General features: G+C 67.0%; 22 protein-coding genes and 1 pseudogene. 4 read left to right on the top strand and 19 right to left on the bottom strand.

Annotated elements, in window-relative coordinates; translation table 11 throughout:
* Positions 1 to 457, top strand: a pseudogene (locus E1J61_RS11810) (hypothetical protein); the annotation flags it as partial.
* Between the two features lie 30 nt (positions 458 to 487).
* Here E1J61_RS11810 and E1J61_RS11805 read toward each other — a convergent pair.
* Both E1J61_RS11805 and E1J61_RS11800 read right to left on the bottom strand, forming a co-directional pair.
* Positions 488 to 1675: a CAP domain-containing protein gene (locus E1J61_RS11805; protein ID WP_133094193.1), complete on the bottom strand. Its 1188-nt coding sequence runs from the start codon at positions 1673 to 1675 to the stop codon at positions 488 to 490.
* 225 nt (positions 1676 to 1900) lie between these two features.
* Complete coding sequence (locus E1J61_RS11800; protein ID WP_063241508.1) at positions 1901 to 2839, bottom strand: LysR family transcriptional regulator; 939 nt, start codon at positions 2837 to 2839, stop codon at positions 1901 to 1903.
* 188 nt (positions 2840 to 3027) lie between these two features.
* Between E1J61_RS11800 and E1J61_RS11795 the strand changes: the two genes are divergently transcribed.
* Together E1J61_RS11795 and E1J61_RS11790 are read left to right on the top strand one after the other, a co-directional pair.
* Positions 3028 to 4290, top strand: coding sequence for an acyl-CoA dehydrogenase family protein (locus E1J61_RS11795; protein WP_133094192.1), 1263 nt, complete (start codon positions 3028 to 3030; stop codon positions 4288 to 4290).
* Between the two features lie 178 nt (positions 4291 to 4468).
* A complete protein-coding gene (locus tag E1J61_RS11790) occupies positions 4469 to 5161 on the top strand; it encodes a glutathione binding-like protein (protein WP_133094250.1) in 693 nt (230 codons plus the stop codon).
* Between the two features lie 37 nt (positions 5162 to 5198).
* Here the strand turns inward: E1J61_RS11790 and E1J61_RS11785 are convergent, their stop codons facing one another.
* Positions 5199 to 6083: a hypothetical protein gene (locus E1J61_RS11785; protein ID WP_133094191.1), complete on the bottom strand. Its 885-nt coding sequence runs from the start codon at positions 6081 to 6083 to the stop codon at positions 5199 to 5201.
* A 267-nt stretch (positions 6084 to 6350) separates the two neighbouring features.
* Between E1J61_RS11785 and E1J61_RS11780 the strand changes: the two genes are divergently transcribed.
* The gene (locus E1J61_RS11780; protein WP_133094190.1) at positions 6351 to 6791 is read left to right on the top strand and encodes a helix-turn-helix domain-containing protein; all 441 of its coding nucleotides are present in this window, start codon (positions 6351 to 6353) and stop codon (positions 6789 to 6791) included.
* Here the strand turns inward: E1J61_RS11780 and ureG are convergent.
* From ureG to cyoB, 16 genes are all read right to left on the bottom strand, one after another.
* A complete protein-coding gene (gene ureG, locus E1J61_RS11775) occupies positions 6788 to 7417 on the bottom strand; it encodes an urease accessory protein UreG (RefSeq protein WP_013956047.1) in 630 nt (209 codons plus the stop codon). The genes E1J61_RS11780 and ureG overlap by 4 nt on opposite strands.
* Positions 7418 to 7430: 13 nt before the next feature.
* On the bottom strand, positions 7431 to 8123 hold the full coding sequence (locus E1J61_RS11770; RefSeq protein ID WP_133094189.1) for an urease accessory protein UreF: 693 nt from the start codon (positions 8121 to 8123) through the stop codon (positions 7431 to 7433).
* A 30-nt stretch (positions 8124 to 8153) separates the two neighbouring features.
* A complete protein-coding gene (gene ureE / locus E1J61_RS11765) occupies positions 8154 to 8777 on the bottom strand; it encodes an urease accessory protein UreE (protein WP_133094188.1) in 624 nt (207 codons plus the stop codon).
* A gap of 29 nt (positions 8778 to 8806) precedes the next feature.
* Positions 8807 to 10522: an urease subunit alpha gene (ureC, locus tag E1J61_RS11760; RefSeq protein WP_133094187.1), complete on the bottom strand. Its 1716-nt coding sequence runs from the start codon at positions 10520 to 10522 to the stop codon at positions 8807 to 8809.
* A complete protein-coding gene (locus E1J61_RS11755; protein ID WP_133094186.1) occupies positions 10522 to 10827 on the bottom strand; it encodes an urease subunit beta in 306 nt (101 codons plus the stop codon). The genes ureC and E1J61_RS11755 overlap by 1 nt, the downstream gene beginning before the upstream one ends.
* Before the next feature lie 11 nt (positions 10828 to 10838).
* Complete coding sequence (locus E1J61_RS11750; RefSeq protein WP_133094185.1) at positions 10839 to 11450, bottom strand: HupE/UreJ family protein; 612 nt, start codon at positions 11448 to 11450, stop codon at positions 10839 to 10841.
* A gap of 60 nt (positions 11451 to 11510) precedes the next feature.
* Positions 11511 to 11813: an urease subunit gamma gene (locus tag E1J61_RS11745; RefSeq protein WP_133094184.1), complete on the bottom strand. Its 303-nt coding sequence runs from the start codon at positions 11811 to 11813 to the stop codon at positions 11511 to 11513.
* Positions 11814 to 11850: 37 nt separating this feature from the next.
* On the bottom strand, positions 11851 to 12720 hold the full coding sequence (locus tag E1J61_RS11740) for an urease accessory protein UreD (protein WP_133094183.1): 870 nt from the start codon (positions 12718 to 12720) through the stop codon (positions 11851 to 11853).
* Between the two features lie 109 nt (positions 12721 to 12829).
* Positions 12830 to 13522 carry an urea ABC transporter ATP-binding subunit UrtE gene (gene urtE / locus E1J61_RS11735; RefSeq protein WP_133094182.1) on the bottom strand — a complete coding sequence of 231 codons (693 nt, stop codon included), beginning with the start codon at positions 13520 to 13522 and terminating at the stop codon, positions 12830 to 12832.
* Positions 13523 to 13524: 2 nt separating this feature from the next.
* Complete coding sequence (gene urtD / locus E1J61_RS11730) at positions 13525 to 14373, bottom strand: urea ABC transporter ATP-binding protein UrtD (RefSeq protein WP_133094181.1); 849 nt, start codon at positions 14371 to 14373, stop codon at positions 13525 to 13527.
* Positions 14370 to 15590: an urea ABC transporter permease subunit UrtC gene (urtC, locus tag E1J61_RS11725; protein ID WP_133094249.1), complete on the bottom strand. Its 1221-nt coding sequence runs from the start codon at positions 15588 to 15590 to the stop codon at positions 14370 to 14372. The genes urtD and urtC overlap by 4 nt, the downstream gene beginning before the upstream one ends.
* Positions 15590 to 17233: an urea ABC transporter permease subunit UrtB gene (gene urtB / locus E1J61_RS11720; protein WP_133094180.1), complete on the bottom strand. Its 1644-nt coding sequence runs from the start codon at positions 17231 to 17233 to the stop codon at positions 15590 to 15592. Before urtB ends, urtC begins: the two co-directional genes overlap by 1 nt.
* 195 nt (positions 17234 to 17428) lie before the next feature.
* A complete protein-coding gene (gene urtA / locus E1J61_RS11710) occupies positions 17429 to 18685 on the bottom strand; it encodes an urea ABC transporter substrate-binding protein (protein WP_133094179.1) in 1257 nt (418 codons plus the stop codon).
* Positions 18686 to 19039: 354 nt separating this feature from the next.
* Positions 19040 to 19417, bottom strand: a complete 378-nt coding sequence (cyoD, locus tag E1J61_RS11705; protein ID WP_133094178.1) for a cytochrome o ubiquinol oxidase subunit IV — start codon at positions 19415 to 19417, stop codon at positions 19040 to 19042.
* Complete coding sequence (gene cyoC, locus E1J61_RS11700) at positions 19417 to 20055, bottom strand: cytochrome o ubiquinol oxidase subunit III (RefSeq protein ID WP_063241489.1); 639 nt, start codon at positions 20053 to 20055, stop codon at positions 19417 to 19419. Before cyoC ends, cyoD begins: the two co-directional genes overlap by 1 nt.
* A gap of 5 nt (positions 20056 to 20060) precedes the next feature.
* A complete protein-coding gene (gene cyoB / locus E1J61_RS11695; protein WP_133094248.1) occupies positions 20061 to 22034 on the bottom strand; it encodes a cytochrome o ubiquinol oxidase subunit I in 1974 nt (657 codons plus the stop codon).
* Between the last annotated feature and the right edge of the window lie 14 nt (positions 22035 to 22048).

Genomic DNA, 22048 nt, shown 5'->3' with positions numbered 1-22048 from the left:
CCCAGCCCCAGCCCCAGCCCCAGCCACCGACAGCTTGCCGCCACAGGCTCCCGCCGTCGCAGCGGCTCCGCCAATGCCCGCGTACTCCGCCATGGCGGAATCCGCGCCTGCTCCGGCGGCACCACCCTCACCGCCGGCGGCAGCCGCCCCGCGTGCCGATTTCGCGCGCAAGGCCGCCCCGCCGCTGGCAGCGGCGCGCGCACCCGCTGCCGCCGCGGCGATGGTCGTGTCGGTACAGGAGGATCCCGCGGCGATCGCGGCGCGCATGCAGGCAACCATGCCGCTCGGCGTATGGGCAGCGGAACCGGACAACGCGGAAATCAGGGAATGGGTGGAACGGCTGTGGCAGTCGCTGCCGGCGGGGCAGCGCCCACCGTTGCCGTACGCGGTGCAGCCTGACCGCACGCTGGCGCCGGGCCAGGTGCGCATCGGGCTGCAGCACCGCGCGCCGCAGTGAGCGCGGCGGTGCCTGGCTGGTCGGGGAAGATCAGCGCGTGGTGAACGACCAGGCCAGGTCCACCGGCTGCGAACCCAGCCGGCCGGTCACGCGCACGTTGTAGCGCTGGCCGCTCGCCAGCGGTGCCACCGGCGTGCAGATCGCCAACCCGCGCGCGGCGCTGGACAGGCCCGACGAACGGCTGTCGACCTTCAGGCAATTGACGCTGGCGCCCTGCGCGTCGGTGATGGCGAAGTTGTCGGCATCGAACTGCAGCGAGGTGTTGATCGCCTGCAGCGAGACCGGGTAGCCCACGGTCTTGCCTTCGTAGCCCGGCGCCGGGTTGGGGCTTTCGGAGTTGACCCAGCTCGCCGGCACATCGGCCTGGCCGTTGAACGGGTAAGCCACCATCTGGTTGTCGCTGCCGCCCTTGGACGCATCCGCCAGGTCGATGGTCTGGTAGTAGCTCGCCGAGGTGCCGCTGCCGTTCGGGCCCACGCTTTCGGCAAAGCCGCTGCCGGCCGAGCCGTAGCTGCCGAGCAGCGCGGCGCGGTGGAACGGTGCGTTGATCAGGTCGGAGACCAGCGCATCCTTGGGCGTCATCGACAGGTTGGCGTTGGCCACCGAGGTCCAGCGATTGGCACCGGCCACCACTTCCGCGGTGGCATTGGTCGGGTAGGCAGCCTGGATGCGCTCGTTCGGCGTGGCACCGGTATAGCCAGGCTTGCCGCTGACTTCGTCGTGCGTCAGCGTGGCGTTGGCCAGCATGTATGCCGTGTGGTTCTGCGCCACGGTGTTGAGCGGGTCGCGCGCGGCCAGCGGCGGCAGGCCGACCTGCTCGCGGCGGTAGTTGGCGTAGCACAGGCCCGCACTGCGCGGTTCGTCGAGCACGCGGTAGTTGCTGACCGCGCTGCCGCGCGGCGGCAACAGCGTGATGCCGCTGCCTGCCGCGGGCGCCGGTGCCGCACCGCTGACGGTGTAGCAGCCGCCGGCCGTGGTCGGCGTGGAAGACGTCGAGCCAGGCGTCGAGCCAGGGCTCGTGCTGGACTGGGTGCCGGATTGCGAGGAGCCCTGCGGCGTGCCGGCGGACGTGCCGCCGCTGCCGCCGTCCCCACCGCCGCCACAAGCGGACAGGGCCAGCACGGCAGCGGCGCAGAGGCCGGTCAGGGTGTACGTGGTGTGCCGCGCGCGTCGCGGCAGCGTCGGTTGGCAATCAGCAAGCAAGCGTGTCCCGGTCATCGGTCTGGATGTGTCGTAGTCGTGGAATAAGGCATCTGCCTGAGGGATCCGCACGCGCGGACGACCGACGCGTGAGGCGCCGGAGGCAGAAAGACCGGTCGATGGTATGAGCGTGACCCGGCAGGGTCTAGCGTGCGAACAAATGCTTACGTGTGAACCGCGCGCGGAGCACGGGGGCGGCGTCCGGCGCACGTTGAGGCAACCGGCATGCGGCGCGCACTGCGCTTAGCCAGCAGGCGTCACATCGGCGGTACCGCCACCGAGCGATGTCATCACCGCCATCAATTGCTCGCGCAGCCACCTGTTGGCGCCATCGTTCTCGCCGCCCGCGTGCCAGTACAGGTGCAGTTCCAGCGTCGGCACCTTGAACGGCAGGGACAGCAACCGGTTGGCGTAAGGCTCGTTAGCGATGCGCGCATAGCGCAGCGGCAGCGTGGCCAGCAGATCGGTGCAGCTGACCACGCGGCATGCGGCGGCATAGTGCTGGCAGCGCAGCCTCACGCGCCGCGTCAAACCCATGCGATGCAGCGCCTGGTCTTCCAGCCCCGCGCCGCGGCGGCGCGATGACACGTGCACGTGCTCGGCCGCAAGGTAGCGCTCCAGCGTCAGCTCCTTCTTCACCAGCGGATGATCGCGGCGTGCCAGCACCACCATCGGGTCGTTCATGAACGGCGCGTGGTGGATGGCCGGCGAGACCGGCAGCAGGATATCGATCGCGGTGTCGATGGTCCCCGCCAGCAGCTCGGACTCCATCTCGCGCCGGTCAAAGCGGATCGCGGCGATTTCCACGTGTGGCGCCATCGCCGTCACCCGCGCCATCAGCGGCGGCAGCAGCGTCGATTCGAGCGCGTCGCGCATGCCGATGGTGAAGCGCCGCACCGTATTGGTGGGATCGAAGTGCGGCGTATCCTGCAGCGTCCGGGCAAACGACTGCAGCGCGCCGCGCACCTCGCCGGCCAGCGAACGGGCCAGCGGCGTGGGCGCCATGCCCTGCCCGCGCCGCTCGAACAGCGGGTCGTCGAACAGCGTGCGCAGCCGCCCCAGCGCATGGCTGACAGCCGGCTGCGTCAGATTGAGCTGGCGCGCGGCCGCGGTGATGCTGCCTTCGCTGTAGATGGCGTCGAACACCACGAAGAGATTGAGGTCGATGCGGGAGAGCTGCATGGCAGCGATTCTGTCATGGAATGCAGGGAATTGATACTGCCAAATCCAGAAAATTCATTTTTCTAATTACCAGCTTTCAGATAGAGTGCATTGCATCGGCGAAGTCTGCCCGAACGACGAAGCCAACCAGCGCCGTTGCCCGCCGTTGCCAATGCGCGGCGCCCATCGATCCGTAGCGAGGAGACCACATGGATTTCGAGTACAGCCCGAAGGTCAAGGAAATGCAGGCCAAGCTGCTGGCCTTCTTCGACAAGCACATCTATCCGAACGAGAAGCGCTTCGCCGAGGAGATCGACGCGAACCGCCGCGCCGGCAACGCCTGGGTCCCGACCAAGGTGATCGAGGAGCTCAAGCCGCTGGCGCGCGAAGCCGGCCTGTGGAACCTGTTCCTGCCGCGCTCGCCGCGTGCGCCGCAGGGCCTGTCCAACCTGGAATACGCCACGCTGTGCGAGATCATGGGCCGGGTGCCCTGGTCCGCCGAGGTCTTCAACTGCGCCGCGCCCGACACCGGCAACATGGAGACGCTGGAGCGCTATGCCTCCGAGGAACTGAAGGACAAGTGGCTGGAGCCGCTGCTCGCCGGCGAGATCCGCTCGGCCTTCCTGATGACCGAGCCGGCGGTGGCCTCGTCGGACGCCACCAACATCGAATGCCGCATCGAGCGCGATGGCGACCACTACGTCATCAACGGCACCAAGTGGTGGTCCTCGGGCGCCGGCGATCCGCGCTGCAAGGTCTACATCGTAATGGGCAAGACCAATCCCGACGCCGGCCGCCATGAGCAGCAGTCGATGGTCGTGGTGCCGGCCGACACCCCGGGCATCACCATCAAGCGCTTCCTGCCGGTGTTCGGCTACGACGACGCGCCGCACGGCCACATGGAGATCGAGCTGAAGAACGTGCGCGTGCCGGTCTCGAACATCCTGCTGGGCGAAGGCCGCGGCTTCGAGATCGCGCAGGGCCGCCTCGGCCCGGGCCGCATCCACCACTGTATGCGCAGCATCGGCGTCGCCGAGCGCGCGCTGGAACTGCTGTGCAAGCGTGCGCTGTCGCGCGTGGCGTTCGGCAAGCCGGTGGCCAGCCAGGGCGTGACCCAGGAACGCATCGCCGAAGCGCGCTGCGAGATCGAGATGGCGCGCCTGCTGACGCTCAAGGCCGCGTACATGATGGACACTGTCGGCAACAAGGTGGCCAAGGCCGAGATCGCGATGATCAAGGTGGTGGCACCGAACGTGGCGCTGAAGGTAATCGACTGGGCCATCCAGGTGCATGGCGCCGCCGGTGTTTCCAGCGACTTCCCGCTGGCCAACTGGTGGGCGCACCAGCGCACGCTGCGCCTGGCCGATGGCCCGGACGAGGTGCACCGCAACGCCATCGCCAAGCTGGAACTGGCCAAGCACATGAACGTGAACCCGGACAGCATCAAGATGCCGGTGGCGCGCGGCTTCTGAGCGCCCGGCCGGGCGCTGGCGCTTCGTGCGCCGGCCCCGGGAATGCTCGCCCCTGACGCCAGTATGGAAACGCGCAGCCAGCCTGCGCGTTTTTTTCTTCTGTGCTTAAATCGCCCGGTTCGCCACGTCAGTGGTTGGCGTGGCAGTCACCACGATCGCAGCCAGGGGAGCCATTGCGATGATCGACGTCTATACCTGGGCAACGCCCAACGGCCACAAAGTCCACATCATGCTTGAGGAATGCGGCCTGGAATACAAGGTCCATCCGATCAACATCGGCGCCGGCGACCAGTTCGGCGACGACTTCCTGAAGATCAGCCCCAACAACAAGATTCCCGCCATCGTCGATCCCGACGGTCCGGACGGCAAGCCGATCTCGCTGTTCGAATCGGGCGCGATCCTGCTGTACCTGGCCGGCAAGACCGGCAAATTCCTGCCCGAGGACGTGCGCGGCAAGTACGACGCGCTGCAGTGGCTGATGTTCCAGATGGGCGGCGTCGGCCCGATGCTGGGCCAGGCGCACCACTTCCGCATCTACGCGCCGGAGCAGATCGAATACGCGGTCAACCGCTACACCAACGAAGCCAGGCGCCTGTACGGGGTGATCGACACGCAGCTGTCGAAGCACGAATGGCTGGCCGGAGACCAGTACACCATCGCCGACATCGCCACCTTCCCGTGGCTGCGCAGCTGGCAGAACCAGGGCGTCGAGCTGGACGAATACCCGAACCTGAAGCGCTGGTTCAACGAGATCGCCGAGCGTCCCGCGGTCAAGCGCGGGGTCGAGGTGCTGGCCAGCGCGCGCAGGGCGCTGCAGGACGACAAGGCGCGCGAGGTCCTGTTCGGCGCCACTCAGTACAAGCGGCACTGAGTGCCGGCCCGGGCATGGCCCCGGGCCGCCGCGGTGTTCAGGCCGCCACCAGTGCCGGCATGCTGGCATGCCCCCTGGCCAGCCCGCCGGTGCACCGCGCGGCCTGGCCGTTCCCGTCTTCGTTTTCGTTTCCGCCTGCGCGGTCGTTCCCGCCTTCGCTCTGGTTCCCGCGCCCGGCCGGCGGTCCGAAGCAGCACAGCAGGCCAGTGCCGGGCATGAGCACGTGGAGACGACAGGTTTCATTCGCATCCGGCGCGTAAAGCGCGCCGGGCTGCAGGAACGCCGCCTCGTCAGCCTCGTCCGCCTCGTCCGCCGCCGCAGACTCCGTCCCGCGCCAGTACAAGCCCGCAGCACCGCGATAGCACAGCGCCCAGCGCAAGCCGCTCGCGCGCAGCCGCTGCGCCCAGTCGCCACTCGTGTCATCGAGCTGGACGAACCCAGGCCGCATGCCTGACGGGCCTTGCAGCGCGCCTCCGCCCCGGGCTGCGCCGGCCATGCCGACAGGGTCGTCCGCACCCACCTCCCCCAGCTTGCAGCCACGCGCGCCAGCGGACAGCGACACCGGCGCCGCGGCGGCGTCCTGCGCCACCGCGCGCACCAGGATCGTATCGACCGTCGCGCGGACCTGCATCGGCACGCCGGTGGCAGGCGCGAACAACTCGCCGCCGCCCGTCAGCAGGCTGCCGCGCCCGGGCGCCGACACGCGCAGCCCGCCGCGCAGGCAGGCCCACCACTCGGGCCGCTGCGCTGTGAATTCGGGCTGGGCCTCTCCGGCGCGGAGAAAGACGTAGTCGCAGGTTTCGCCAAGCCCCGCCGCGGCAGGCAGCAAGCGCGACTGGAAACCGATGGTCAGGTCCGCCACCGCATGGTGGCCGGATGGGAAGGCGCGCATCCGCGCCTCGAACAGCGTAAAGATCTGCATGGTAATTCCCTGAGCGGGGCGACAGGATGCGGTCATCCTGTCCGCGCAATGCGGCGCCCGCGCGAGAGCGTCGCGCCGGCATCGCACATTGGTCCCGTCTGGCACGGCCATGCAAGCCGCCCGGTGTCATGCCATCGTGCCGCGCCATATGCACTGGCGCATCCCTTATTCCGCGGATCGGGCATCGATAGTGAGGGGGAGAATAAGTTGTCGTGGCCTCAAGGTCAAACCCTTAGCCTCAGAACACTCTGAACTTCCTACGATCCCATGACTACTCGAAATCTCAGACTTTTCGGATTGCATCTCGCCTGGCTGCGCAAGCAGCGCGGCTGGTCCCAGGAAACGCTGTCGCTCGAAAGCGGTCTGGCGCGCTCCTACCTGAGCGGCATCGAAGGGGGCAAGCGCAACCTGGCGCTGATCAACATCTGCACGCTGGCCGAGACCCTTGCGGTCCCGCCATCCGAAATGCTGGACTTCGCCCGCCACGATGTCAGCGAGTTGCAGGTGGAGCAGCCGCCGATGCCCTACGGCAACCGGCAGCAGGCAGCCATCGAAGCCACCGTCCGCCATATGGCCGAACTCAACGAGCCCGAGTTGAACCTGGTGGCGGCGGTTGCGCGGGCGCTGGCGGGCAAGGGCAGCTTCCGCCCGCCGGTGAGCTATGTCAAACCCGGCGCCAGGGCCGCCGCGGGCGACGTCGAGTCCTAGACGCCGAGCATGCCCTGCCGTTCGATGAAGCGGATCACTTCGTCCAGGCCCTGTCCGGACTTGACGCTGCCCATCACGAATGGCCGGGCGCCGCGCATCTTGCGGGCATCGCTCTCCATCACTTCCAGGGACGCGCCGACGTACGGCGCGAGGTCTGTCTTGTTGATCACCAGCAGGTCGGACTTGGTAATGCCAGGGCCGCCCTTTCTCGGAATTTTCTCACCGCCGGCTACGTCGATCACGTAGATCGTCAGATCAGAAAGTTCTGGGCTGAAAGTTGCTGCGAGGTTGTCGCCGCCGGACTCGATGAACACCACGTCGGCATCCGGGAATCTCGCCAGCATGCGGTCCACCGCTTCCAGGTTGATCGACGCATCCTCGCGGATGGCGGTGTGCGGGCAGCCGCCGGTTTCCACGCCCATGATGCGTTCGGCTGGCAACGCGCCGGAGATCGTCAGCAGGCGCTGGTCTTCCTTGGTGTAGATGTCGTTGGTGATCGCGACCAGGTCATAGCGGTCGCGCATGGCCTTGCACAGCATCTCCAGCAGCGTGGTCTTGCCGGAGCCAACCGGGCCGCCGACGCCGACGCGCAGCGGAGGGTTCTTCTTGGTACGGGCCTGGGTCATGGTGGGTGTGGAATCAGGAACGGAACAGCCGGGAGTACTGCGTTTCGTGTCGTGCGGAAAGCAGGCCCAGCATCGGGGAAAAGGTCGACAGTTGCGGTGGCGTGGAATCGGCACGGCGCGTGGCTTCGTCCACGGTTTCCAGCACCGCCGCGTGAAGACGGCGCAGCATGTGTTGCCCCGCGACCTGGCCGAGCGGCACCGCCTTGATCGCGGCGGCAACCTGGTTCTCGGCCCAGTTGAAGCAATAGGCGGCCAGGCCATCGCGGGCGTCGACCTCCAGTGCAACGCACGCTGCCGTGAAGGCGGTTGGCAGGCAGACCGGCGATAGCGATGCCAGCGCCTCGCGCAATGCTGGCGTGCCCCACTCCATCTGGCCGATCAGCTTCGACAGCGACCAGCCCATCTGCTCGGTCTCGAGGCGAAGCTCCGAGGTTTCGCGGGTGGCGTGGAACCAGTCGTTCCAGGCCTGCACCGCAGCCGTGTCGCCGGCACGCCAGCAGCGATGCAACAGCAGCCACAGCGGCGCTTCGCATTGGGCCTGGACGTGCAGCAGGTTGTCGCGGACCCAGCGCTCGGCCGTCCGGGCATCGTGGATGCTGCCGGCTTCGATCGCGGCTTCAAGGCCTTGCGAATAGCTGAAGCCGCCGATGGGCAAGGCAGGCGATGCGAGATGCAGCAGGGAGATGAGTTGGTGGAGGTTGGTCATCACCGGATCACTGGCTTACCGCCCTACGTCTCAATGCTTATGCCTGCAATTCGCATCGTGAACATGATCCGCCTCGCCATGCTCGTGATCATGACCATGTCCGTGCGAGTGCGAGTGCGAGTGCGAGTGCGAGTGCCCATGATGCTCATGAAACACCGCCTGCGCCGCCGCATAGTCCTCGGCAAACGTAGCATCGTGCCCATGCTTGTGCCCGCCGCCATACGCCCCGGCTTCCGGCTCGAACGGCAGTTGCGCGCGCCCGGCGCGCACGCCCAGTCGCTGCAGCATGTCGGCCAGCACCGGGTCGTACTCGAGCCGCAGATAGTCGCGCCCGATCTCCACCGGCGTGTGCCGGTTGCCAAGGTGATACGCCGCGCGCATCAGCGCATGCGGATCCTCCGAGCGCACATCCAGCACGGCCTCCGCCGCGGCCTGCACTTCGACAAAGCTGCCATCCTCGGCCACCAGCAAATCGCCACCCCGCAGCACCGTGCCGCGCGGCAGGAACAGCGCGGCCTCGGTGCCGTTGTCGAGCATCGCGCGCAGGCGGCTTTTGCTGCGTTCGTTGAAAGGCAGGACCAGCTTGGGAGCGCGGCGCACCAGCACCGGCGCGATGCCGTGCGGGGCGCTCAGGAATTTATCGATCTTCAGCATGCGCGATGCGGGGCGCGGGCCCCGGCGGTTCAGAACAGGAAATAGCGCTGCGCCATGGGCAGCTCGGTGGCGGGCTCGCAGGTCAGCAACTGGCCGTCGGCGACGACCTGGTAGGTCTCCGGATCGACCGTGACATGCGGTTGCCAGTCATTGTGCACCATGTCGCGCTTGCTGACCGTGCGCGTGCCGCGCACCGCCGACAGCGTCTTGGCGAGCCCATAGCGCTCGCCGATATCGGCCGCCAGTGCCGCCTGCGAGACAAAGGTCAGCGAAGACCGGTGCAGCGCCCCGCCCGCCGACGCGAACATCGGCCGGTAATGCACCGGCTGCGGTGTCGGGATCGACGCATTGGGATCGCCCATCGCCGCGGCGGCGATCATGCCCCCCTTCAGGATCAGGCTCGGCTTGACGCCAAAGAACGCCGGACGCCACAGCACCAGGTCGGCCCATTTGCCGACCTCGACCGAGCCAACCTCATGCGCGATGCCATGCGTCAGCGCCGGGTTGATGGTGTACTTGGCGACATAGCGCTTGACGCGGAAGTTGTCGTGCCCGCCGCGCGCATCGTGCGGGTCGCCGGGCAGCTTGCCGCGCTGCAGCGCCATCTTGTGCGCGGTCTGCCAGGTGCGGATGATGACCTCGCCGACGCGGCCCATGGCCTGCGAGTCGCTGGAGATCATCGAGAACGCGCCGAGGTCGTGCAGGATATCCTCCGCGGCGATGGTTTCGCGGCGGATGCGGCTTTCGGCGAAGGCGATATCCTCGGCGATCGACGGATCGAGGTGGTGGCACACCATCAGCATGTCGAGGTGCTCGTCCAGCGTGTTCACCGTGTAGGGCCGCGTCGGGTTGGTCGACGACGGCAGCACGTTGGCCTCGCCGCACACCTTGATGATGTCCGGCGCATGGCCGCCGCCGGCGCCTTCGGTGTGGTACGTATGGATGGTACGGCCCTTGAACGCGGCGATGGTGGCCTCGACAAAGCCGGCCTCGTTCAGCGTATCGGTGTGGATCGCCACCTGCGTATCGGTCGCGTCCGCCACCGACAGGCAGGTGTCGATCGCCGCCGGCGTGGTGCCCCAGTCCTCATGCAGCTTCAGCCCGATCGCACCAGCCTCGACCTGCTCCAGGATCGGCGCCTGCTGGCTGGCGTTGCCCTTGCCGAGCAGGCCGATATTCATCGGGTAGGCGTCCGCCGCCTGCAGCATCCGTTCCATGAACCACGGCCCCGGCGTCACGGTGGTGGCGAAGGTGCCCGTCGCCGGGCCGGTGCCGCCGCCGATCATGGTGGTGACGCCGCTCATCAGCGCCTCTTCGATCTGCTGCGGGCAGATGAAGTGGATATGGCTGTCGATGCCGCCCGCCGTGACGATCATGCCCTCGCCGGCGATCACCTCCGTACCAGGCCCCACCACGATGGTCACGCCCGGCTGGATATCCGGGTTGCCGGCCTTGCCGATCGACGCGATGCGCCCGTCCTTCAGCCCGATGTCGGCCTTGACGATACCCCAGTGGTCGACGATCAGTGCATTGGTGATGACCGTGTCGACGCAGTCCTTCGCCATGCGCTGGCTCTGGCCCATGCCGTCGCGGATCACCTTGCCGCCGCCGAACTTCACTTCCTCGCCGTAGATGGTGAAGTCCTTTTCGACTTCGATGATGAGCCCGGTATCGGCCAGCCGCACGCGGTCGCCGGTGGTGGGTCCGAACATCTCGGCATAGGCCTGCCTGGAGATCCTTGCCATCACAGCGCTCCCATGATCTTGCCGTTGAAGCCGTAGACGATGCGGTCGCCGTCCAGCGCCACCAGTTCGACGGTGCGGGTCTGGCCGGGCTCGAAACGCACCGCCGTACCGGCCGCGATATTCAGCCGGAAGCCGCGCGTGGCTTCGCGGTCGAACGACAGCGCGGTATTGGTCTCGTAGAAATGGAAGTGCGAGCCGACCTGGATCGGCCGGTCGCCGGTATTGGCCACCGTCACGCTGACCGTGGCGCGGCCGGCGTTGAGTTCGATCTCGCCATCGGCGGGTATCAGTTCACCGGGGATCATGGTGTGTCTCCTCAGGCCACCAGCAGGCCGGCGCCGTACAGCGCCACGCCGGCACCGGCCAGGCGGGCGAGCCAGCTGGCATGGCGGCGCAGCAGCATGCCGGCGCCGATGCCGAGCAGGTGCAGCGCCATGGTCGCGACGGCAAATCCGCCGACGTAGGCCAGCACCGCGGGCAGCGCCTCGGCAGTGGCCGGCAGCTCCGCGCCATGCGCATAACCGTGGAACACCGCAAAGCCGCCAACCAGCAACGCGCTGGCCCAGGCCGGCAGTTTGGCGCGCAGCGCCAGCAGCAGACCGACCACCAGCAACGACACGGCAATCATCGGTTCCACCGCGGGCAGCGCCATGCCGGCCAACCCAAGCGCCGCACCGGCCAGCATCAGCGCGACGAAGACCAGCGGCAGGCGCAGCGTATCGGCGGCCGAGCGGGCCACCAGCGCGCTCCATACGCCCACCGCCGCCATCGCCAGCAGGTGGTCGGCACCGGTGAACGGGTGCGCCAGGCCGGCCCACAGGCTGGCGCCGACGGTGGCGGCGTCATGGCCGGGGTGCGCCAGCGCGGCGGTGGCGGCAACGGTCAGGGTGGTGCCCAGGGCAAGGCGCAGGCAGGCGGAACGGTTCATGTCGGCTCTCGGTTTGATTTGTTGTTCGAAGCGGTCGAAATCGGACGTCAAGGCGAAGGCTCAGACGATGGGGTGGTGCACGGTCACCAGCTTGGTGCCGTCCGGGAACGTCGCCTCGACCTGAATCTCGGGGATCATCTCGGCGATGCCATCCATCACGTCGTCGCGCGTCAGCACGGTGGTGCCTTCGTGCATCAGCTCGGCCACGGTGCGGCCGTCGCGCGCGCCTTCCATGATGGCGGCGCTGATCAGCGCCACCGCTTCCGGATAGTTGAGCTTGAGCCCGCGCGCCTTGCGCCGTTCGGCCAGCAGCGCGGCGGTGAAGATCAGCAGCTTGTCCTTCTCTCTCGGCGTCAGTTCCATCTCTTGTTCCTTGTCTGTCTTGTTGTCCGGTCGTGGCCTAAGTTGCCCACAGCCGCAGCGGCCGCGCCGCCACGCCGTGCATCGGCTCGCGCAGCGCGCTCCAGCCGTCGACCATCACGTGGCGCACGGCTTCCATCTGCCGGCCGAGCACGCGCACCAGCAGCATCGACTGGCCATGGGCTGCCAGGCAGGTCACGCCTGCGCGCAGTTCCGGGCCATAGGGCAACTGCTCCGCCAACGCTTCCGCCAGTTGCTGCGTGGCGCCCTCGCCCACCGCCCACAGCGTGCCCTGCACATTGAGTCCGTCGAGTCCCGCCACCGCGGTGCGCAGCGGCGAACCCGCATCGAGATGCGACTGTTCGATCCACAACGCGCGCTCGCCGGCGCCGACGCGGGTATCGAGCCACAGCGCGCCACGCGCCCATTGCTCGCCCGATGCCTGCCGGCCCAGCACCACGGCATCCCAGCCGATCGCGCTGCCGCCCGGCGCAACGTCGAGCACTGTCGAGATACGTGCGCGCGCATCGTCGAACACGATGTTCTCCTGCGGCAGCCAGTCCAGCCGCGCCCCCGCGCCGACCGACAGCCGCACCTGCTGCGCCGCGTCGCGGCCGAGCGACTTGTACCACTTGGTGGCGCCGGGCGTGGCCAGCACCGCGTGGGCACCGGCCTCGACCGTCACCTCGATATCCAGGCTGTCGCCGCCCGCCACGCCGGCCGGCGGATGCAGCATGACGGCATGGCAGATGCCGCCTTCGGGATACAGCGGTTTCTGCACCAGCAGCGGCCCCTGGTGGCGGCGCTCGACCAGCGCGGTGCGTTCGCCGCGTTGCGCAAAGCGCAGCCGCAGGCTGGCCTGCCATGCGGCGGGCACGGCGAGTGATGAAGGAAAATCGGGATGACGCATGGCGTGGCAAAGCCGGCGGCGGGCGCGCGATGGCGGGGTTGCAGGTAATCATAGCGCGCCGCCTGCCTGGGCGGAAAGCGGCGTGCGATGCGCATTCCCCGTTCCACGCCTACACGGCAATCAGCTCCCGTACGCCGTCCTGCTCCATGCTGGCCCCGGCACCCCGCGCGACCACCTCGCCCCGGCTCATCACCACATAGTGGTCGGCGATATGGCGCGCGAATTCGTAGTACTGCTCGACCAGCAGCACCGTCATGCCGAACTCGTCCACCAGCAGCCGCAGCGCGCGGCCAATGTCCTGGATGATCGATGGCTGGATGCCCTCGGTCGGCTCGTCGAGGATCAGCAGCTGCGGTTCGCTCATCAGCGCCCGGCCGATCGCCAGTTGCTGCTGCTGGCCGCCGGACAGGTCGCCGCCGCGGCGCTGGCGCATGGTGCGCAGTACCGGGAACAGCTGATAGATGCGATCCGGCACACCCGCTGGGCGCGCGCGGCTGGCGGCACCGATCAGCAGGTTCTCCTCGACCGTCAGCCGCGGAAAAATTTCGCGCCCCTGCGGCACATAGGCCAGCCCGGCGGAAACGCGCTCGTACGGCGCCTTCTTCTCCAGCGGCTTGCCGTCCCAGTGGATGCTGCCGCTGCGCGTCGGCACCACGCCCATCAGGCATTTCAGGAGCGTGCTCTTGCCCACGCCGTTGCGGCCGAGCAGCGTGGTCAGCCTGCCCGCCGGCACGTCGAAGGAGACGTTGCGCAGGATATGGCTGCCGCCGTAGAACTGGTTCAGTGCGTTGACCTGCAGCATGCCTATCTCCCCAGGTAGGATTCGATCACGCGTTCGTCGCGCTTGACGCTGTCGAGCGTGCCTTCTGCCAGCACGCTGCCTTCGGCCAGCACCGTGACCTTGCCGGCAGCGCCGGCCAGCGCGGCGACGAACTCCATGTCGTGTTCCACCACCATCATCGAGCAGCTGCCGCGCAGGCCGTTGAGCAGGCTGGCCAGCTGCATGGTCTCTTCATCGGTCATGCCGGCCACGGGTTCGTCGAGCAGCAGCAGCTGCGGCTGCTGCATCAGCAGCATGCCGATCTCAAGCCGCTGCTTCTGACCGTGCGACAGCAGCCCGGCGGGCCGGTACGCCTCGTCGTCCAGGCCGGTCAGCGCCAGCGTTTCCTCGATGCGGCGATGCCCCTCGCCGGTCAGCCGCGCGCGCAACGACGACCACCAGCGCTTGTCGGCCTTCATCGCCAGCTCCAGGTTCTCCCACACCGCGTGCTGCTCGAACACGGTCGGCTTCTGGAACTTGCGGCCGATGCCGACCTGCGCGATGCGCGGCTCGGTCATCCGCATCAGGTCGATGGTCTGGCCCAGGAACACGCGCCCGCTGACATTGGCATTGCGCGGCCCGGTCTTGCCGGTGATGACATCCATCATCGTGGTCTTGCCCGCGCCGTTGGGACCGATCACGCAGCGCAGTTCGCCATGGTCGATCGACAGGTTCAGCTTGTTGAGCGCGCGGAAGCCGTCGAACCGCACGGTAACGTCTTCCAGGTACAGGATCGGGCCGTGCGACACATCGATGGTGCCCGGCTCCAGCACGCGGCCCAGCCCGGTGGCATCGCCGCTTTCGGCCTGGCCGTGTTCGAGTGCGGCGTTCATGCTTCACCTCCGGTGCGGCCCGCCACCGCGGGCGTGGAAACGGGCTCAGGCTCGGACGGCACCGCGGCGGCAGCGCGGCGCTCGCGCAGGCGCTTCCACAGGCCAATCACGCCATCGGGCAGGTACAGCGTCACCAGCACGAACATCGCGCCCAGCAGGAACAGCCAGTATTCGGCGAAGTGGGCGGTGAAGAGCGTCTTGGCACCGTTGACCAGGAACGCGCCGATGACCGGCCCGATCAGCGTGCCGCGCCCGCCCACGGCAACCCACACCGCCATTTCGATCGAGTTGCCGGGCGACATCTCGCCCGGGTTGATGATGCCGACCTGCGGCACGTACAGCGCGCCGGCGATGCCGCACAGCACGGCCGAGAAGGTCCACACGAACAGCTTGTAGCCGAGCGGGTTGTAGCCGGAGAACATGACGCGCATCTCCGCATCGCGCACGGCCGTGACCACGCGGCCCAGCTTGGACGTGACAATGTAGCGGCAGGCAACGAAGCCCCCGAGCAGCGCCACGAAGGTCAGCACAAAAAGCGCCGTGCGCGTCTGCGGCGCGGCGATGGCGAACCCCGCGATGCGCTTGAAATCCGTGAAGCCGTTGTTGCCGCCGAAGCCGGTCTCGTTGCGGAAGAACAGCAGCATTGCCGCATACGTCATCGCCTGCGTGATGATGGACAGGTACACGCCCTTGATGCGCGAGCGGAAGGCAAAGAAGCCGAACAGCCATGCCAGCACGCCCGGCACCAGCACCACCAGCAGCAGCGCATAGCCAAGATGGTCCGTGCCGTGCCAGAACCACGGCAGCTCCTTCCAGTCGAGGAACACCATGAAATCCGGCAGGTCGCTCTTGTACACGCCTTCGCGCCCGATCGAACGCATCAGGTACATGCCCATGGCATAGCCGCCCAGCGCGAAGAACAGGCCATGGCCGAGGCTCAGGATGCCGCAGTAGCCCCACACCAGGTCGAGCGCGATCGCCGCCAGCGCAAAGCACATGATCTTGCCGACCAGCGTCAGCGCGTACGCCGACAGGTGCAGCGGATGGCCTTCCGGCACGAGCAGCGCGCACACCGGCACGCCGATGCCGACGAGCACGGTCAGCACCGCCAGCGCCATCCAGCCACGCGGCGAGAACAGCGACTGGCGCTCGGGCACGGCAAGCCGGAAAGGTGCCGCGGAAGGTGCCGCGGAAGAATCAGGTTGGAATCGCTGCATCATGCCTCCGCGCTGCGCCCCTTGAGCGCGAAAAGTCCCTGCGGCCGCTTCTGGATGAAGAGCACGATCAGCACCAGGACAAAGATCTTGGCCAGCACCGCGCCATAGAACGGCTCGATGAACTTGTTGATGATGCCCAGCCCGAATGCGCCGACGATGGTGCCGGCCAGCTGCCCCACCCCGCCCAGCACCACCACCATGAACGAATCGATGATGTAGGCCTGGCCCAGGTCGGGACCGACATTGCCGATCTGCGACAGCGCACATCCGCCGAGCCCGGCGATGCCGGCACCGAAGGCGAAGGCGTAGCTGTCGACCTTCCACGTGCGCACGCCCACGCACGCCGCCATGGTGCGGTTCTGCGTGGTGGCACGCACGAACAGCCCCAGCCGCGTGCGGTTGAGCACCGCCCACGCCACCGCCACCACCGCCAGCGCGAACAGGATGATGACCACGCGGTTGTACGGGATCACCAGTCCCGGCATCCATTCGAAGCCGCCGCTCATCCAGCCGGGATTGGCCACTTCCACGTTCTGCGCGCCGAACAGCGTTCGCACCGCCTGCATCAGCAGCAGGCTGATGCCGAAGGTGGCCAGCAGCGTTTCGAGCGGGCGGCCGTACAGGTGGCGCAGCACCAGCCGCTCCAGCACGAAGCCGACTGCCGCCGCCGCCAGGAACGATGCCGGCAGCGCCGCGGGCAGGTACCACGCGAACGCATCCGGCGCATAGGCGCGGAACAGCGACTGCACCACGTAGGTGGCGTAGGCGCCGATCATCAGGAACTCGCCGTGCGCCATGTTGATGACGCCGATCAGGCCATAGGTGATGGCGAGGCCCAGCGCTGCCAGCAGCAGCACGCTGCCCAGGCTCAGGCCGGCGAACAGGTTGCCGATCAGCTCGGCGCGGCGCTGGTCGCTGCGCAGCTGGTCCAGCGCCTGCTGCGCGGCCAGGCGCACGTCCGCATCCGCTTCGCGGTAGTTGCCGGCGCTGTCGCGCTCGACCAGCGGCGCAAGCTTCTGGCGGCTCTGCGGGTTGCTGTCCGTGGCGAGGATGCGGATCGCTTCGAGCCGCGCATCGTGCGCGCCTGGATCCGCGGGCTCTGCCAGCACCAGGTTGGCCCAGATCACGTCCAGGCTGGCGCGCAGGCCGGCATCGGCCTCGGCCTTGCGCGCGGCTTCCACGGCGGCAAGCGAGGCGCTTTCCGGCTGTTCGCGCAAGGTGCCGATTGCCTGTGCGCGCACCGCGATGTCGGGCGATTGCAGCAGCAGGCTGCTGGCGGCGCTGTCGACCAGTGCGCGCAGGCTGTTGTTCAGGGTCAGGGATTCAAGTTCGTCCGGCTTGACCGTGACGGACTTGCCGGTAATGGCATCGACCACCTTGTCGCCGTCCTGGCGCACCATGCCGACCGACGGCGCATATTGCAGGGTGTCCTCCTGCAGGGCTTTCAGGATCGGTGCAGCTTCAGCGGGCGATGCCTTGGCCAGCGCGGACAGCGCGGCGGTCTTGGCGTCGAAGTCGTCTTCGGCCAGCGGCTTCAGGTCGGCCTGCGTCAGCGCGGCGGCCCACGGCGCTGAGGCCAGCAGCAGCGCTGCCAGCAGGGCGCGCAGCCAGGGCACGACTCGAACGGATAAGGGATTGCGCATAGGAGCTTGCGATTGGCAGGAATGAAGCGAGCTGTTTGTTTGCTCCCCTCTCCCGCGCGCGGGAGAGGGGTCGGGGGAGGGGGCCGGCATCTATGACGAAGTGAACGCCGTCGCATTTGCCAGCGCCCGCCCTCTCCCCCAGCCCCTCTCCCGCAAGCGGGAGAGGGGAGCCGGATAGTGGCAAGCAAACGAGGCTTACATCACCTTGTCCGGCTTCCCTTCATTCCCGGCGATGAACGGGCTCCACGGCTGCGCGCGCACTGCCTTCGGCGTCTTCCACACCACCGAGAACTGGCCATCGCCCTTCACCTCGCCGATCATCACCGGCTTGTACAGGTGGTGGTTCTCGCCCATGGTCAGCGTGAAGCCGTCCGGCGCCTTGAAGGTCTGGCCGTACATCGCCGCGCGCACCTTGTCGGTATCGGTGGTGCCAGCCTTTTTCACAGCCTGCGCCCACATATGGATGCCGACGTAGGTGGCTTCCATCGGATCGTTGGTCACGCGCTTGTCGCCGCCCGGCAGGTTGTTGGCCTTGACCCAGGCCGCCCACTGCTTCTTGAAGGCGTCGTTCTGTGCGTTCTTGACCGACATGAAGTAGTTCCACGCCGCCAGGTGGCCCACCAGCGGCTTGGTGTCGATGCCGCGCAGTTCTTCCTCGCCCACCGAGAACGCCACTACCGGCACGTCCTTGGCCTTCAGGCCGGCGTTGCCCAGTTCCTTGTAGAAGGGCACGTTGGAATCGCCGTTGATGGTCGAGATCACCGCGGTCTTGCCACCCTGGGCGAACTTCTTGATGTTGGCGACGATGGTCTGGTAGTCGCTGTGGCCGAACGGGGTGTAGACCTCTTCGATGTCCTTGTCGGCAACGCCCTTGCTCTTCAGGAAGGCGCGCAGGATCTTGTTGGTGGTGCGCGGGTAGACGTAGTCCGTGCCCAGCAGGAAGAAGCGCTTGGCGCCGCCGCCCTCCTTGCTCATCAGGTACTCCACCGCCGGGATCGCCTGCTGGTTGGGCGCGGCGCCGGTGTAGAAGACGTTCTTGGACATCTCCTCGCCTTCGTACTGCACCGGGTAGAACAGCAGCGAGTTCAGCTCTTCATAGACCGGCAGCACCGACTTGCGCGACACCGAGGTCCAGCAGCCGAAGGTCACCGCGACCTTGTCCTTGCTGACCAGCTGGCGCGCCTTCTCGGCGAACAGCGGCCAGTTGGAGGCCGGGTCCACCACCACCGGCTCCAGCTTGCGGCCGAGCACGCCGCCGCTCTTGTTGATCTCGTCGATGGTCATCAGGGCCACGTCCTTCAGCGACGTTTCCGAGATGGCCATCGTGCCGGACAGCGAGTGCAGGATCCCGACCTTGATCGGTTCCTTGGACTGCGCCATGGCCAGCGGGCTGGTACCGATCATTGCCGCGGCGGCGATGGCCGACAGCTTCAGCATGTCACGTCGTTGCATTTGCAGCTCCCATTTGTGGTGTTAGTAGGGACTACGCTCCCCGGGGTGATGCATCTGCAACTAGCGTGCCACTGCGTTCAACGCGCTGATACCCGCCCCGCCGACGGCAGACGGCGTGCTGGCGCGCCGCGCGGGCTGTGCCGCGCGCTGTGGCCGCGTCCGTGCACCAGAGCTGTGCGGGCGGCGCATGCACCACTCCCGTGCAACGACGCAATTCTGTGCGGACCTCTTGCCGAAGGCGCCAGCCAGTGCGCACCGGCGCACCAGGGCCGGGCACCACGCCGACGGCAGGCGGCGCAAATAAAAACGGGGCCCCTCGCGGGGCCCCGTTTTCCGATGCCAGGACGCCAGTCCTTACATCACCATCATGTTGGTGTTCAGGTTGTGCATGATCCACAGCGAACCCGCCACCACGATCACCAGGATCAGCGCCGTGAACAGCAGCGCGATCACGTTGCTGCGCTGGTCGGACGACGTGTCCAGGTGCAGGAAGTATTTCAGGTGGACCAGGATCTGGACCGCGGCCATGCCGAGGATGATCCACAGGATCATGCCCTTGTCCAGGCTGCCGTCCATCACCAGCTTGAACGGGATCACGGTCAGGATCACCGCGAGGATGAAGCCGATCGCGTAGCCCTTGAAGCTGGCGTGGGTGCTGTGCGAGTCGTGCGCGGCATGCGCGCCATGCGAATCACGAGTGGCGTGCGCCGCCGGTGCGTTGTGTTGTGCCATCACAGATGTCCCATCAGGTAGACCACGGTAAACACGCCGATCCAGACCACGTCCAGAAAGTGCCAGAACAGCGACAGGCACATCAGGCGCTTGCTCAGCGTCGGGGTGATGCCCTTCTTGCCCAGCTGCCACATCAGCACGATCATCCACAGCATGCCGCTGGCGACGTGCAGGCCGTGGGTGCCGACCAGCGTGAAGAACGACGACAGGAACGCGCTGCGGCCCGGGCCGGCGCCTTCGGCGATCAGGTGGTGGAACTCGTTGATTTCCATCGCCATGAACGCCGCGCCCAGCAGGAACGTCACGCCGAGCCAGGTCTGCACGTGCTTGAGGCTGCGGTTCTGCAGCGAGATCATCGCCATGCCGTACGTGATCGAGGAGAACAGCAGGATGAAGGTCTCCACCAGCACGTAGTTGAGCTCGAACAGCTCCTTCGCCGACGGCCCGCCCGCCAGCTCGCCGCGCAGCACGGCGAAGGTGGCGAACAGCCCGGCGAAGATGATGCAGTCGCTCATCAGGTAGATCCAGAAGCCATACACCGTATTGGCACTGGTATCGTGGTGCGCATGGTCATGCGCGTCGGCGTGGGCCGAGGCTCCGGCCTGCGCGGGGATGCGGTCTAGGACTTGAGTCGACATGGTTCTTAGGCCTGCGAAGCAATGCGCTGCAGATGGCGCGTTTCAATCTGCTCGACCTCGGTGGCCGGCACGTAGTAGTCGATATGGTCGTCGTTGCTGCGGTGGATAAACGCCCACACCATGCCCACCAGGCCAACGATGGCCATCCACCAGATATGCCAGGTCAGGGCAAAGCCGAACACCAGGCTGAAGGCGCCGATGATGAAGCCCGCGCCCGTGTTCTTGGGCATGTGGATCTTCTCGTAGCCTTCGGTCGGCAGGGTCTCGCCGCGGGCCTTCATGTCGGCGAACGCGTCCAGGTCACGCACCACCGGTGTGTGCGCGAAGTTGTAGAACGGCGGCGGCGACGAAGTGGCCCACTCCAGGGTACGGCCGCCCCACGGATCGCCGGTCACGTCCGCCAGCTTCTTGCGGTCGCGGATCGACACGACGATCTGCAGCACCTGGAAGAAGATGCCCAGCGCCACGAACACCACGCCCACCACGGCCAGGTACAGCCACGGCGTCCAGGCCGGGTTGTCGGTGTGGTTCAGGCGGCGGGTCATGCCCATCAGGCCCAGCACGTACAGCGGCATGAAGGCGAAGTAGAAGCCGACCAGCCAGCACCAGAAGGCGCACTTGCCCAGGCGCTCATTCAGCGTGAAGCCGAACGCCTTCGGCCACCAGTAGGTGATGCCGGCCAGGTAGCCGAACAGCACGCCGCCGATGATCACGTTGTGGAAGTGGGCGATCAGGAACAGGCTGTTGTGCAGCACGAAGTCGGCAGCCGGCACGGCCATCAGCACGCCGGTCATGCCGCCGATCACGAAGGTGATCATGAAGCCCAGCGTCCACAGCACCGGCGAGGTCATCTGGACCCGGCCGCGGTACATGGTGAACAGCCAGTTGAAGATCTTCACCCCGGTCGGGATGGAGATGATCATGGTCGTGATGCCGAAGAACGCGTTGACGTTGGCGCCCGAGCCCATCGTGAAGAAGTGGTGCAGCCACACGATGAACGACAGCACCATGATCGCGGCGGTCGCGTACACCATGCCCTTGTAGCCGAACAGCTTCTTGCCCGAGAACGTGGAGATGACTTCAGAGAAGATACCGAACGCCGGCAGGATCAGGATGTACACCTCGGGGTGGCCCCAGATCCAGATCAGGTTCACGTACATCATGGCGTTGCCGCCACCGTCGTTCGTAAAGAAGTGGGTGCCGATGTAGCGGTCCAGGCCCAGCAGCGCCAGCGTCACGGTCAGCACCGGGAAGGCGGCCACGATCAGCACGTTGGTGCACAGCGCGGTCCAGGTGAACACCGGCATGCGCATCAGGGTCATGCCCGGGGCGCGCATGCGCAGGATCGTCACCAGGAAGTTCACGCCGGTCAGCAGCGTGCCCAGGCCCGAGATCTGCAAGCTCCAGAGGTAATAGTCCACCCCCACGCCAGGGCTGTAGTCCAGGCCCGACAGCGGCGGATAGGCCAGCCAGCCGGTCTTGGCGAATTCACCGACGCCCAGCGAGACGTTGACCAGCATGGCGCCCGCCACGAACAGCCAGAACGACAGCGTGTTCAGGAACGGGAAGGCCACGTCGCGCGCGCCGATCTGCAGCGGCACGACCAGGTTCATCAGGCCGGTCATCAGCGGCATGGCCACGAAGAAGATCATGATCACGCCGTGGGCGGTGAAGATCTGGTCGTAGTGCTCGGGCGGCAGCACGCCGGTGGCGCCATTGGTGGCGAGCGCCAGCTGGGTACGCATCATGACCGCGTCGGCAAAGCCGCGCAGCAGCATGATCAGGGCGACCAGGCAGTACATCACGCCGATCTTCTTGTGATCGACTGACGTGAACCACTCGTTCCAGAGATAGCCCCACTTCTTGAAATATGTGATCGCGCCTAGCAGCGCGGCACCGCCCAGGGCGACGCCCGCCAGCACGACCATGATGATCGGCTCATGAAACGGAATCGCCGACAAACTCAACTTGCCAAACATCATTGCTCCCAGGA

Origin of the sequence: Cupriavidus sp. L7L (genome assembly GCF_004353535.1) — a bacterium.
Classification (GTDB): Bacteria; Pseudomonadota; Gammaproteobacteria; order Burkholderiales; family Burkholderiaceae; genus Cupriavidus; species Cupriavidus oxalaticus_A.
Note: the sequence above shows the minus strand (reverse complement) of the source record. Positions and strands in the feature narration are given on the sequence as shown.